We start from the raw sequence: 14,144 nt of genomic DNA on the forward strand, positions 1-14,144 counted from the left end.
CCTATTTTTAGATGGTTAGTTCTAACTCTCCAACAAGACAATCTTCAATTGCTTCTTCCGTTTGTTTCGCTATAGTCTCCCAGTTAAAACGTGACTTTACATCTCGTAAGCCCTGTGTGGCAATTGCCTCCCGCGTAATCGGATGATTGTATAGATAAAGCACTTGCGAAACTATACTGTTTACATCACCAGGAATGACTTTTAAGCCATTTTCTTCATGCCGAATAATGCCAGCTAATCCACCCGTATCGGAGACAATGGTTGCTTTTCCAGCTGCAAGTCCTTCGAGTGCAACAATCCCAAAAGGTTCATAATAACTTGGAAAGATCGTGGCATCACATTGACAAAACCAAGTATTTCGTTCCTCATCACTAACAAACCCTAAAAAAGTTACATGAGATTCTAATTGTCTTTCCACCACTTGCCTTTGATACTCTTCTAGCATTGGTCCTTTTCCAGCTATGACGAATCGAACCTTCTCATTGCGTTCCTTAAGAACAGCTGCTGCCTCAATAACGGTTTGATACCCTTTTTCTTTCACCATTCTTCCTACAGAAAAGACGGTAAACTGGTCATTCATTTTTGGTATTCCGTTATTCGTATATGGTTGCAATAATTCAATGTCTACCCCATTCGGAATGACAGAGAGTTTCTCTTCTGGCATTGAAAATATAGATAAAAGCTCCTCTTTCATATAATCACTGCACACAATGACACGATTAGCTTCAAATGTCAGTTCCCATTCTTTTTGGTTTATTTCATATTGCATTTCACTGTGAATTCCATTATTTCTTCCATGCTCAGTTGCATGAATAGTAGCAAGTAATGGAAGTTGAAGAGATTTCTTTGCTGCAACTGCTGTCACACCTACTAACCAGTCATGAGCGTGAATGATGTCAAACTGATATTTTCTTGAAAGCTTTTCAACATAACGAGTCATTTCTATATTTAAACTACCAACCCAATCAAAGAAATTAGGAGCTTCAGGTTGCAGTCCTTTTATTCGATGGACGTGTACCCCTTGATTTATCTCATAGTCTGGGTACCCAGCAACATAAGAAGTAATGACATGGACTTCATGTCCTTCTGTAACCAATGCACGCGAAAGATCGTACACATGCCTTGATAATCCCCCTACCATCATAGGCGGGTATTCCCAACTCAGCATTAAGATTGACCGTTTTTCTCCTTTTGCACTCTCTTCCTTAGCCTGAATATATGCATCGTGAGAAGAAAAGAAGATGCGATCATCAATATCTTTTAGGAATGGGAAACTTTGTTCCATTTTTGTAATCCATTCTTCTTGAACTTCACCTTGAAGTAATCTCTCTTTTGTCAGATCAAAACGGTATAGATGAGTTGAGAAGCGCTCATGAGCATACTGTACGGCACTTTGCCCGTCCATAATAAATGCCCAGTCACTACTTACAGTCAACATCCACTCGCGAACCATTTGTTGTAAATAGCGCTTCTCTAGTTTTGTTGGATTAGCAAATAGAGCAGCACTTGTTGCAAGATCTACCTCCATACGATGATGGTGACGATAAAGATACTCATTTTTCTCATTTACCCACACTTCTCCATACCCTTTTCTTCCCCAAGTTGAAAAAGAAACATGAGCTGTATCGAAATCTTGATAATGACGATCGATGTAAGTTTCTGGTGTAATAAAAGAAATTTTACCTTCGCCCTTTTTTAGAAGTTGACCGATCCAATCAGGCCCTTCAAACCACCAATGACCAAATAACTCTGCATCAAACGGAGTAACCATTAAATATGGAGGATAACATTGACTTCCATGTTCATTAATTTGTTGTTCAATGGAATATAAGAAGTCGTCTGCATGCCCTTGAACCTTGCCTTCTGCCCACTGACGAACATATAGCTCCTTTGATTCTTCATTCCCTGTTATTCTTTTATGTTTAATGCCTGTATCAATTCTAATACCATCTTCGTGAACATATGGTTTGATATAGTCCCATTCTCTTTCATAAGCAATATCTCGATAAAATTCGCGATAATCAACATCACCTGGATATCCTAGATTTGAACTCCACACTTTACTAGATAAGTCTGTATGTCTTGGAAATAAGACTAACCCATGGGGTGAATAGATCGGAGCACCGCTACCTTTAGAAGGCTGAGGATCTGCATGTAGAACCGCATGTTCATCAACGAAAGTATAAGTAATTCCTTCTTCAACCAATATACGGTCAATTCCAGGTGCAAAAGCACATTCTGGTAACCAAAATCCTTTAGGCTTTGTTCCAAAGTGCTGTTGGAAGCAACGTATTGCTTCAACTATTTGAGATCTAATAGCTGCTTTCGTTTTTACATAAGGCAAAAATGCATGAGTTGCGGAACTTGTTATACATTTAATGATTCCTTTTTCAAATAAATCTCGATACCCATATAACACATTTTTATTAAGATCAATAAACGTTTTTTTAATTTTCTGATAACGATCTGTGTAAAAGTTTACTAGATTTTTCTCCTCTACCGTTTCAGCTACCTGTTTTTCTTTACCTAGCAATTCTTCTGTCTTTATAATGTAATCTAAATATCGTTCTTGTATTACAGGATCTGCTAACATCTCTAAAACTGGCGGCGAAAAAGAAATAGTTAAAGCATCTTTCATGTCCGTTTCATTTAACTCCCATAACAACGGGATATAAGATTCTGTAATCGCTTCAAATAACCATCGCTCTTCAAGTCGCCCCTCTTCCTTGTGACGAACATAGGGAAGGTGCGCATGTAAGACTAACGAATAATAACCCTCCTTCAAAAAAACCCCTCCTATTTAATTTTCTCGTAGTATGAATACGTACTAAAATGTTCTAACCAGTTAGGTTCATTACACTTTCCTGATTTCCATTGATTCACAGCTTCTACATGTAATCCATTTATAGAATCAGAAGAACGTGGTGTATCAATTGCGTTAGAGCGAAGTAAAGATAAGAATGAGCCTTGTCTTGTCTGAACTCCAAAATCAACAATATACGTTCGATTTGGTTCCAATTCACGAATCACCCAATTATTTGTCATTTCTGGTATGTAAATATCAAAATACCGATGTGAATTATGCCCATTAAAATCTATCATCGTACAGTCGTAAACTCTTAAACATTTAGACAGTTCCTCCCAACGATGACGAGTTTGATGTTCAGAGACTTGCCGAAGTGAAGCACTAACTTCCCAGAACGCATAAACAGTTGTAGGACTTTGTGGCAGCAAACTAAACTCATCTCTTTCATAACTACTAGGTACACTTGGGATCATATCCATCTGTTCAATCTCCTCATTTTCTTCTTGTTGTTGACGATACTTTTGATACCGGTATTGCACTTTTCCAACTGTTGTATTTAATTCAATTGCAATTTTACGGAAAGAATAACCTCTTTCACGTAACGTAAGTATTTGCTCAATCAACATCTTCACCTCCCTAAAACTCGTTCTTTTTTCGAATACAAATTCATTACTTTATGTAAGTTAATCTCACTTTATGACTTTTATTTTGCTATGTTTATCATACATTCCAATTTTTCAGCAAACAAGAAGCTCATTTTGTCTCTTTTTGTCAGGTTGAAGCTAGTGTAGCCTTTGGTAAAGGAAAAAAAATTATTCGCCTTTTTTCGCCATCTATTTTTGTCAGAAACTTTCGTCGTTTTATGTTGAAATTTAGAAGAATTTAGCAGCAATATTCATAATTGATGGTAAATGTCGAATTTTTCATGAAAAACAATAACGATTTTTATCATTCACAGGTACTAAACAAAAGGTAAAAATCGACTTTTTCAGTAGCCTCTGTATTTGACTTCGCTATTATTATTGCTAAACTTAATAATAGTCATAGTGACTTTGAGGAAAGAGGGTTTTAAGGTTTGGAATTAATAATCATTATTTTGTTTTCCCTATCCATTATCTTATTCGTCCTATCTTTTTTTCGAAAAGACAGGGTAAAACAACTTGAAAAGCAAATGGATCAGTTGTCGATCACATACATGCAGGAAATATATCAATTAAAAAAGAAAATACGTTTATTAGAGGAAGAGTTGTTGATCAGCCCTAGGCACAGCTTTGATGTACAACATAAAAACGAAGCAGACGTTATCGATTTGTTTGAAAGCGGAAATGATCTTCGGACTATTGCTAGTAAAACCAACATCTCTCTAGCAGAAGTTGAGCATATTTTACAGAAAGCACAAAAGTAATGCCTGAAGTTGACTATGCTAGTTTGGACCTTTCTAACATTTCTATGTTTTTCAAGTCCTTAGGTGGAATAAGACAAAGTAGTCATTCAAGGAAGGATATCTCTCAATTACCGTAACATAACTTCTTAAACTGAACACGTAATACGAGAGGAAATCTAACGCATAAATTCATTTCAGCATAAAAAAGGTGTTTCCAAAAGAGAAGTCTCTTTGGAAAACACCTTTTTTCTATTCATCTGGTTGTTCAAGAATTGGACGTGATGCTTGTTCTGGTCCATTTCTAACAGTCTTAAGTTCAAAGTAGGCATCAAGTGCCTGACTCGCAATTTCTTGAGCCATCCCCTGTCTGCCACCATTTCTTTCTAATTTGACATTAGGGACCACAACAGCAAAAGCTACCTCAGGTTCATTAAAAGGTGCATACCCTACAAGAGTTTGAGTATTCCCATCAATAAATCTGCGATTATCTCCTGTTCCAACCGCTACTCTCACTTGCGCTGTACCTGTTTTTCCAGCAGGCTGATAAGATTTATTAGCAAAACGACTACTTGCCGTTCCTCTTGTCATAACGCCTCGTAATCCTTGTTGTACTCGAGAAATATATTCATCATTCATATCAACCCTATTTAACACTTTAGGTTCAAATTTCTGTGAAACAGCCCCGTGCTCGTCTACACTTGAAACAGGCTCGCGAATCTCCGTTACAATCCGGGGTTGCATTCTAAGCCCATCATTAGCAATAGTGGATATATATTGAGCAAGCTGTAAGGTCGTGTACGTATCATATTGACCAATCATTAAATCGAGTAAGTTCCCATAAATGGTCGAACCACCTTGTAAGCCTGTAGAACTAGTAGGTAAATCTATACCTGTATCCGCACCTAAGCCAAACTGACTAAAGTGATATCTAATTTCATTGTATGCTTGCTCAACAGATTGATTTGTCCAATTACACTGATTAGGATAGTGGCAACCTGCCATTAACATCGCCATTTCAAACATATACACGTTCGAAGAAACCTCTAATGCTCGGACATCATTAAGCCAACCATAATTTCTTACAGATTTCTTTTCAGGTGTTGAAGGAAGACGAATCGGCCGGTCATTAAAGCTTTTACCAGGGTGAGCTACACCTGCTTCAAAACCAGTCAACACCGAAGCTGCTTTTATGGAAGATCCCATTTCAAAAGCTTTCGTTACATTTCCAATATGATCAGCATTTGTTGGGCGATCTCGATCAGCTGGATCATTAAACCCAGCCATTGATAAAATGTCCCCTGTACGTGGATCCATAAGAACTGCATAAGCAGATCGATCTAGGATAAAGGAATTACCTGCCTTTTTCATTTCTTCTTCAATAATACTTTCTAACCGTTGTTGCAATTCCATATCTACACTTAATACTAAATCATTTCCACGTCTACCTTGACGCTCGTTTACAGAATTCTCAATCGTTTGTCCGCCGGATGAGTGTGTGATGCTTTCAACCACAGCCTTTTGGCCACGCAGTACTTCTTCATATTGCAATTCTAGAAAACTTGTTCCAACAAAATCAGAACGATCATATCCTCTAGATAAATAATAATCGGCTTTTTCTCTAGGAATAGATCCGGTTGAGCCAAACAAACTACGTAACGATTCTCCATAAACATAATTTCTACGTGAATCTCTTAAAATATCAATTCCTGGCAATCGATATAAATTTTCACTCAATTTATGGGCTTCCTCTACCGTTATGCCTCGTTTAATTCGCTGTGGACTATTTGCATAACCTCGAGACATTTCGCGGTATATAGCTAAAATTCGTAAATCTTTTTCTGTTAATGCTTCAATCTCTTCACTAGAAATACGTTCAACTTCTAATCTATATTCTTCTGTTGTACTCCCTAACTCATTTCTTTCTTCCCTACTTACAAGCTCGTATCTTTCCTCAGGGCTCATTTGCATTAAAATATAGTCTTGTTTATCTCGCTCTGTAATTCGTTCTATTTCAATATCAATTAAGCTTTCTAAATCCTTTGCAATACTAAGCATTGTTTCTGAACTTGTTGCTCGCGATGGGTTTGTGTATGTAACGGATAACTCTAGTTCATTGTCAACAATTACATGTCCAAAGCGATCATACATAAGTCCTCTTGGTGCATCGATTCTCGCTGTTGTGTTACTCGTTCTTTCCAGTTCTTTAACAAACTCTTGCCCTTCTACAATCTGCACAACTCCTAATCGAAGGATGAGAGCAGAAAATAATACAAAAACAGCAAAGAAGAGAACATTTAACCGAGCTGGAACGTGATGTTTCTTTTTACGCTTTGATGTTCTTTCCACCTTGGAAGTTCCTCCTAAATATTATTCTTTTTCCCCAATAGAATAGGCACCTAAAAAGGTGCCTAGATTAATTTCAAAAATTTGTAACCCGCGTATGCCGTTGCTTCAGTTGTTTCATGAACCTACACTCGTAGGTGGGTGTTCGCAGAAACCCATTCAGCGTCCAGAATATACTGGCATGCTGGCAACGTCTCAATATAGAACTCCCTTAAAAAAATCAAGGTTCGAAACAAGGTGAAGCTGACTAACACGGCAGGATACGTTTGTTACATTTATTATATCATATCTAAAATGGTTGTCAAAAGAGAATAGATCAAAATCATACACTTGATCCTCCCCCACCTGTTGGGTCGCCTTCTCCTCCTTTTTGTCTCGCAAAACTGTAACTTTCTCCCCCTTTATTCTCTTTAAAATGGACATGTCTAACGAAGAAGTAAATTAAGGCATGTCCTGCACCTAAGACGAGCAGAAGTATCGGAATTCCACGTTCTTCTGAAAATAACGTAACAGTGGCCAAGAAAGCTAGTACCGAAACAATTCGTCCAGAGTTGACAAAGAGTTCCCTAACCACAATATACTCTACTCTCATTTCTGCCGCCTTCCACCCTTTTCCAATAACATCGAATGTAAGGGATACATATGGAACAAGTAGCATTGGATAAGCAAGCGAAACAACAACTCCATATGTAATTAATTTTGCGAACGACAATTCTCCAAGTACAATGATGAAGATCGCACCATACAGTATTAAACCCCCGATTAAAATTAATCGTTTTCTAAAATTAGGTTTTATCATTCTTGTAATGACGTAATATGCAACGAATTGAGTAGCAGAAGCCACCAACCCATATGTACCAATGGCTAGTTCGCTTCCAGTTGCAATATAAACCCAAACTGTTATCACAAAAACAAAAGTACCCTCTCGCAATCCTTGGAAAAAGTGCGCTCGTGTAATCTGCTTCCAGTTTGGATTATTCTTTCTCTCTTTTAAAATTTTCACAAAATAGAAATTCCCTTCGGCTGATCGACGCTTTAACATAAAACTCATTAATACAGCGGCTAAGAACAACGCAAGAGAAATCGCAAATATAATGGTATAGCCTGTAAATTGCTCCATCCTTGTAATAATGAAACCGGAAAGAATCGGCCCTATCATTCCTGCAAAAGAAGTTAATAAGCCTAAAAACCCATTAAAAAAGTCTCTTGTCTCAGGTTCAGTTATTTCAAATGTAAGAACATTAAATGCGAGCCAATAAAAACCAAATCCTGTCCCTATTAAAACCCCCAGTAACAGCAAATATTCATTTGCATTCTCTCCTAAAAACAAAACTGTGGAGAAAAAAATAGCAAGTGCGATGACACCCGCTCTCAGTACAATAACTCGATCAATCTTTTTTGCCACTTTTCCAGCAAGAATAAAAGCAAATGGCTGCATGACAACTGATCCTAAATTATATAGAGCAATATCGACAAATTCACCTGATTGTTTCCATAAATAAACATTAACAAATGTGTTTGACAAGGCAATACTTAATGCATAGAGCCCACCGATGATGAGCAAAAGCTTTAAATCCCTCGTCACCTCTATATCACCAATCACTTTCTTTACCAATACCTTATTCACCGACTCCACCACCCTCACATAGTAGTGTGTCACCTGAAAAACCGGTTATACAAAAAAAAACCTAAAGGTAAGGTTCCTTTAGGTTCTTTTGCATAAGTGCTTTTAATTATTTTGCTGACTCATAGCGTTTTGATACTTCGTCCCAGTTAACCACGTTCCAGAATGCATTAATGTAGTCTGGACGACGGTTTTGGTAATTTAAGTAGTATGCATGCTCCCAAACATCAAGACCTAGGATTGGAGTCTTCCCTTCCATTAATGGTGTATCTTGGTTTGGTGTACTAGTTACTGCAAGCTTGCCACCATCTACTACTAACCAAGCCCAGCCAGAACCAAAACGGTTAGCACCAGCGTTCGCAAATTCTTCTTTAAATGCATCAAGGCTTCCAAAAGTTGAATTGATTGCATCAGCCAACTCACCTGTAGGAGCTCCGCCTCCATTTGGACTTAGAATTTGCCAGAAGAAAGTATGGTTAGCATGACCTCCACCATTATTACGAACAGCACCACGAATATCTTCTGGTACAGCATCTAGATTAGAAACTAACTCTTCAATGCTCTTGTTCGCAAGATCGTCATGACCTTCAAGCGCTGCGTTAAGCTTTGTAATATAAGTATTATGGTGTTTGCCGTGATGAATATTCATAGTTGCCTCGTCAATATGTGGTTCTAGTGCGTTTGCTGCATAAGGTAATTGTGGTAATTCATAAGCCATAATAAATTTCCTCCTCTAAGTACGTTAAATTATTTGTCGGAGTATGTACCCCAAAAAAACATAGACTTTAGCAACATTTTTGTTTCATAAGTCTTTCAATTCATACATTACCAAATTTTGAGCATTGTTGCAACGATAATGCTCACGAAAAATTTAGTCATGTAAACACTCTTACTCTACCCTTACATGATATGGAATAAACACGCTTTGTCATAACAAAAAAGCTAGTACATAAACATATACAATCAAAAGCTACAAATAACGGAGGAATCAAATGAATTGGTGGGAAGCATTGATAATTGGGTTTATACAGGGGATATCAGAATTTTTACCGATTTCAAGTACCGCACTTATGCTTATTGTTCAAAGACTTCTCGACATCCCCATTGGTGAAAACTTCAAGCTTGCATTTGAAACCTTTTTGCATATCGCTTCTGTGCTAGCTGTTATTGTTTACTTTCGACAAGAGGCAACAAAAATCCTTTACGATTTTTGTTCATACCTTGTAAAGAAAGAAGATAGAGCTCGCACTAATTATAGATTTGTTCTTTTACTTATTATTTCGACTTTTATAACCATTTTAGTTGGAAATTTCATTGAAGGAGTACTTGGTGATCAGATGACAACGCCTGCTACAGTAGGAGTTTCTCTTATTATTACAGGTTTATCTTTAATTTTAATTGAGCATGGATTAAAAGTTGGATCTAGGGGACTTTCCAAGCTGAATTGGAAGGATGGAATCATCATTGGAATTGGGCAAGCTTTGTCCTTAGTACCAGGGATTTCTCGTACAGGTAGCACCTTATTTACCGCTCTTTGTCTTGGTTTAAATAAAGAGACAGCCCTTCGTTACTCCTTTTTTCTTTCCATTCCCGTTTTTCTTGGAATGACCATTTTAAAAACTCCTGAACTAATAAGAAGCTATACAGAGATAAGCTTACCCTCCTTAGTCATAGCATTTTTATCATCATTTCTATTTGCATTAATCGGAATTAAATGGTTTATTGTTATGTTACAAAATACAAGACTCACTTATTTTGCTTTTTATTGTATTGGACTCGGTATCATTACATGGAGTTATATTTAATAAAGGCTGAGGAAGAACTATTTCATAGCAACAATCTTTACGAAAACAGCGTTAATAAAACAGCATGCAAAAAAAGACCTCAAAATGAGGTCTTAAAGTTTCATCATATGTAAAAACAATGGCGGAGGAAGAGGGATTCGAACCCCCGCGCGGTTTAACCCGCCTGTCGGTTTTCAAGACCGATCCCTTCAGCCGGACTTGGGTATTCCTCCGCATAAAAAAAGCTAATTGTAAATGGTGGACCCTGTAGGACTCGAACCTACGACCGATCGGTTATGAGCCGACTGCTCTGACCAACTGAGCTAAGGGTCCTCTATGGGGCGACTGATGGGAATTGAACCCACGAATGTCGGAATCACAATCCGATGCGTTAACCACTTCGCCACAATCGCCGTAACATATTTAAATAAAAGTAGCGGCGGAGGGAATCGAACCCACGACCTCACGGGTATGAACCGTACGCTCTAGCCAGCTGAGCTACGCCGCCATATGTTTGGCTCCACAGGTAGGACTCGAACCTACGACCGATCGGTTAACAGCCGATAGCTCTACCACTGAGCTACTGTGGAACGACAATTAAGGACAAGAATTATATTACCATGCACTTTCTAATGAGTCAACACTTATTAGAAAAAATGTTATTTGACAAAAAAGAGCATTTATTTGGCACTGATATAACTTACCACACATCAAATTATTAGACAAGCATAATTTCATTAAAAGACCAGTGTCCCACTTACTTTGGACACTGGTCTCCTTTAGATTAGTAATTGTCTTCTCCTATAACTGCTTCAGCAATATTCACTGAATGATCACCAATTCGTTCAAGGTTACTTACAATATCAACAAAAACGATCCCCGCTGAACCGGAACATTTTCCATCATTGACTCGCTGTATGTGCTGCTTTCTAAGTTTTCTTTCCATTTTATCTATCTTTTCTTCTTTTTCAAGCACCGAACGAGCCATATCACTATCAATTAGTTCAAGCGATTGGATGGCTTCTCTTAACGTTGAGAGTGTTAACTCCGACATTTCTCGAAGATCATCCAATGCTGTTTCTGAAATATGAACCTTATTGACTTTCTGATAATCCTTCAGTTCTACGATATTCTCTATATGATCACCGATGCGTTCAATATCGCGTACGGTATCCATTAACATTGAATGTAGTTTTGAATCATGTGCCGAAAGAGATCTTGAGGAAATTTGTATTAAATAATCAGTGATTTTCCGATCTAGATTATTGATTGCTTCCTCAAACTGTATGGACATTTCAGCATGTCTTTTTTGACCAGTTTCAAGATATTGACTTACTTCATATAATCCTCTCTCTGAAAATTCAGCCATACGCAATACCTCTTGTTTTGCTTGTCCAAGCGCAATAGCTGGTGAACTTCCAATAAATCGAGGATCTAGATGTTTCGCTTTATATTCAATGCTAAATTCTTCACCTGGTACTAGCTTTGTTACAATAATTGCCAATATCGCCACAAACGGCAGTTGAATTAGCGTATTGGATACATTAAAGATTCCATGTGCAAATGCAATCGTCATTGGTCTATTTAGACCTAGCTCAACAGCAAGAAAACTAATGAGCTGAAAGAAAAACGGATAAACAATTAACACAATGATTGTACCTATTAAATTAAATATAACGTGCGTAAGTGCTGCTCTTTTTGCAGCTACTGAAGCTCCTATTGCTGCTAAAATTGCGGTGATAGTCGTTCCAATGTTATCTCCAAATAAAACAGGCAAAGCCGCATCTAATCCCATTGCACCTTGTTCATATAACTGTTGCAACAGACCAATTGATGCGCTCGAACTTTGAACAGCAACTGTAAAAATCGTACCAATTAGGACACCAAGTAATGGATTTTCACTCATACTTACCGTCAGTTCCGCAAACGCCTCTAATTCTCGAAGAGGTTTTAATCCAGTTCCCATTAATTCTAAACCATAAAATAAAGCTCCAAATCCAAAAACAACTTGACCATAGTTATTTACTTTTTTCGCTTTTATGAAGAAAATTAATGCTGCACCAACTGCGATAATAGGCAACGCATAAGCAGAAATTTTAATTCCAATAATAAATGCCGTCACCGTTGTACCTATGTTTGCTCCCATAATGACCCCTATTGCTTGCTTCAAAGTCATGAACCCAGCATTAACAAGGCCAATCGTTAAAACGGTTGTACCGGTACTCGTTTGTAGGAGGACCGTTACAAATAAACCTGCAAACACACCCATTACCGGATTCGTTGTAAATTTATCAAGCACATCACGTAAACCTTCCCCTGCAACCTTTTGCAGGCCATCCCCCATGTATTTAATACCAAAAAGGAAAATACCTAGTCCACCAAAAAACATGAACAAGAGCGTTTGTAAATCCACCAATCCTCATCCCTTCATCTCATAAGTCAAATACTCATCCAACTTTCGACAAACATCAACATTAAACACCCTGTCTATTATTAAGCATTTATGAATGGTTTGTAAACCATAAATTATTAAGAAATGCTCTTTATTTAAAATTAATATAAAAAAGTCATAAAACGAAGGAGCTCTGTGAAACAATGATAGCTATTTCAGGTTCGATTCGTTAAAATAACGATGAGTGAGAAGCACATTCTTTATTCTCACTGAAAGAGAGGATCAGCTAATGAGTTATTGGGAATGGTTTTTCAAAAGCTTTTATAACAGAAAAGCTATTGCATATAGTCGCTTTAGACCAATTACAACCACAATAGGGTATGTACTATTTATTATTTTTCTTGCAAGTATTCCTTATTTTATTTCTTTAAACAGTTCGATTATTACAAGTATTAACCAGTTAAATCGTACATTACAGCATGATTTACCAAATTTTCATGTGAGCGAAGGAAACTTATCTTGGGACGGAGAAGAGGCCTTTTTTGCTGAAGAATTCAATGAAGGATTCTTCTTAATTGACCCATCTAATACATTTTCTGAAACTGATTTAATTCAGTTAGATGAAGGAATTGCATTGCAACAAAGTGAATTTATTTTCGTATCTGATGGACAAACGCATTCGGTCTCGTATGTGCTATTAGGGTTACAAGAATTATCTAAGGAAGAGTTATCTAACAGAATCAGTCAATTACAAAATTTCCTTCCTATTTTGTTAATCATTATCACAAGCTTACTTTATGTCGGACTTGCCGGTTTGGGATTCCTTGGTATTTCAATATTAGCTTATTGTTCGCTTCTCATTAAAGGAAAACGCAGATTAGAATATCGTCACCTTTGGTCCATAACAGCCCACGCTCTTACATTACCTGTAATTGTCCTCTACTGGACCGATGTTTTGGTTATCCGTATTCCTTTTCTTGCATTTGTTGCATCAACTTTCTTAATTGTCCTATTAGCCGTACAGTCTATTCCTAGCATTAAGGCCCAAAAACAATAAAAAACCAAACGAAAGAAGCGAGCATATCAACCTACTCGCTTCTTTGTTCGTTCTCTTCTATGAGTTTAATAACTATTCTTGTACCATCAACTGAGACAACGACAACGTCTTGATTCGCTTCAATCCAACTCCCACCGCTAGTTGCACTGTATTGCTCACCTTCTAGTTCTACCGTACCTGTTGGACGAAAGGAACTAATTGTTCTTCCCCTTTTGCCAACCAGTTCATGATATTGATCATTAATCGAATTGTAACCGAGGTCTCCCGTTAACTTATCCTTTAGCGTCATTTTTGCCCATAAATTTCTAGATGGGAACACTTTTAGAAAAAGAGCCGAACTAAATCCCCCAACGATAAAACCCATTGAAACCAAAATTCCGTAAATAAAAGAAGGGGCAGGAACTGCTAAACCAATAATCATTAATACTACCCCTAATAGAGCAACCGTTCCGTCCGTTATCACTTTTCCATCGATAACGATTAATGCCAGACCTACTATATATAATATTACAACCCACAGTCCGACATCTCCAGTAATATGGTATGAGAAATACATGGCCATGATAGCGACCCCTAAAATAGCAAATAGTCCTTTTACTCGTACTAAAAGTTCTCCAATTAAAAACAAAGTTCCCAAAAATACAACGATAAATCCAACACTAGGTGAATCTAACCATTCCATTTTCCTTCCTCCTTTCTCTTGTTATTATTACGGATCATTGATTGAATCCGTTTCACTTCCTAACAAATAAAA

The 14,144-nt window shown here is 37.4% G+C and carries 10 protein-coding genes, 5 tRNA genes and 1 other RNA gene; 3 read left to right on the forward strand and 13 right to left on the reverse strand.

The features are described 5' to 3' along the window. Positions 1-7: 7 nt before the first annotated feature. Positions 8-2,785 carry a 1,4-alpha-glucan branching protein domain-containing protein gene (locus N0O92_RS16065; RefSeq protein ID WP_315615682.1) on the reverse strand — a complete coding sequence of 926 codons (2,778 nt, stop codon included), beginning with the start codon at positions 2,783-2,785 and terminating at the stop codon, positions 8-10. 11 nt (positions 2,786-2,796) lie between these two features. Continuing rightward, positions 2,797-3,432 carry a DUF4912 domain-containing protein gene (locus tag N0O92_RS16070; protein ID WP_315615683.1) on the reverse strand — a complete coding sequence of 212 codons (636 nt, stop codon included), beginning with the start codon at positions 3,430-3,432 and terminating at the stop codon, positions 2,797-2,799. A gap of 449 nt (positions 3,433-3,881) precedes the next feature. Here N0O92_RS16070 and N0O92_RS16075 point away from each other — a divergent pair, with 449 nt between their 5' ends. After that, a complete protein-coding gene (locus N0O92_RS16075; RefSeq protein WP_315615684.1) occupies positions 3,882-4,211 on the forward strand; it encodes a hypothetical protein in 330 nt (109 codons plus the stop codon). A gap of 228 nt (positions 4,212-4,439) precedes the next feature. Here N0O92_RS16075 and N0O92_RS16080 read toward each other — a convergent pair whose 3' ends face one another. From N0O92_RS16080 to N0O92_RS16095, 4 genes are all read right to left on the reverse strand, one after another. Then, positions 4,440-6,536, reverse strand: a complete 2,097-nt coding sequence (locus N0O92_RS16080; protein ID WP_315615685.1) for a peptidoglycan D,D-transpeptidase FtsI family protein — start codon at positions 6,534-6,536, stop codon at positions 4,440-4,442. A gap of 81 nt (positions 6,537-6,617) precedes the next feature. Next, positions 6,618-6,798, reverse strand: a non-coding RNA gene (ssrS, locus tag N0O92_RS16085) — 6S RNA. Between the two features lie 57 nt (positions 6,799-6,855). Then, the gene (locus N0O92_RS16090; protein ID WP_315615686.1) at positions 6,856-8,160 is read right to left on the reverse strand and encodes an MFS transporter; all 1,305 of its coding nucleotides are present in this window, start codon (positions 8,158-8,160) and stop codon (positions 6,856-6,858) included. 106 nt (positions 8,161-8,266) lie between these two features. Continuing rightward, the gene (locus N0O92_RS16095; protein WP_315615687.1) at positions 8,267-8,875 is read right to left on the reverse strand and encodes a superoxide dismutase; all 609 of its coding nucleotides are present in this window, start codon (positions 8,873-8,875) and stop codon (positions 8,267-8,269) included. Between the two features lie 274 nt (positions 8,876-9,149). Between N0O92_RS16095 and N0O92_RS16100 the strand changes: the two genes are divergently transcribed. Then, the gene (locus N0O92_RS16100) at positions 9,150-9,962 is read left to right on the forward strand and encodes an undecaprenyl-diphosphate phosphatase (RefSeq protein WP_315615688.1); all 813 of its coding nucleotides are present in this window, start codon (positions 9,150-9,152) and stop codon (positions 9,960-9,962) included. Positions 9,963-10,081: 119 nt separating this feature from the next. Here the strand turns inward: N0O92_RS16100 and N0O92_RS16105 are convergent. The 6 genes from N0O92_RS16105 to N0O92_RS16130 all read right to left on the reverse strand — a co-directional run bounded on the left by N0O92_RS16105 (position 10,082) and on the right by N0O92_RS16130 (position 12,354). Further along, positions 10,082-10,174, reverse strand: a tRNA-Ser gene (locus tag N0O92_RS16105). A 23-nt stretch (positions 10,175-10,197) separates the two neighbouring features. Continuing rightward, positions 10,198-10,274 (reverse strand) — tRNA-Ile (locus N0O92_RS16110). A gap of 4 nt (positions 10,275-10,278) precedes the next feature. After that, positions 10,279-10,354 (reverse strand) — tRNA-His (locus N0O92_RS16115). 21 nt (positions 10,355-10,375) lie between these two features. Continuing rightward, positions 10,376-10,449: transfer RNA gene (locus N0O92_RS16120), tRNA-Met, on the reverse strand. Positions 10,450-10,456: 7 nt separating this feature from the next. Then, positions 10,457-10,531, reverse strand: a tRNA-Asn gene (locus tag N0O92_RS16125). Positions 10,532-10,725: 194 nt separating this feature from the next. Beyond that, complete coding sequence (locus tag N0O92_RS16130) at positions 10,726-12,354, reverse strand: Na/Pi cotransporter family protein (protein WP_315615689.1); 1,629 nt, start codon at positions 12,352-12,354, stop codon at positions 10,726-10,728. Positions 12,355-12,622: 268 nt separating this feature from the next. Here N0O92_RS16130 and N0O92_RS16135 point away from each other — a divergent pair, with 268 nt between their 5' ends. After that, the gene (locus N0O92_RS16135) at positions 12,623-13,390 is read left to right on the forward strand and encodes a DUF1189 domain-containing protein (RefSeq protein WP_315615690.1); all 768 of its coding nucleotides are present in this window, start codon (positions 12,623-12,625) and stop codon (positions 13,388-13,390) included. 31 nt (positions 13,391-13,421) lie between these two features. Here the strand turns inward: N0O92_RS16135 and N0O92_RS16140 are convergent, their stop codons facing one another. After that, a complete protein-coding gene (locus tag N0O92_RS16140; RefSeq protein ID WP_315615691.1) occupies positions 13,422-14,072 on the reverse strand; it encodes an NfeD family protein in 651 nt (216 codons plus the stop codon). Positions 14,073-14,144 lie beyond the last annotated feature (72 nt).

This window comes from Alkalihalobacillus sp. MEB130, assembly GCF_032335535.1.
Taxonomy (GTDB): Bacteria; Bacillota; Bacilli; order Bacillales; family Bacillaceae_D; genus Halalkalibacter.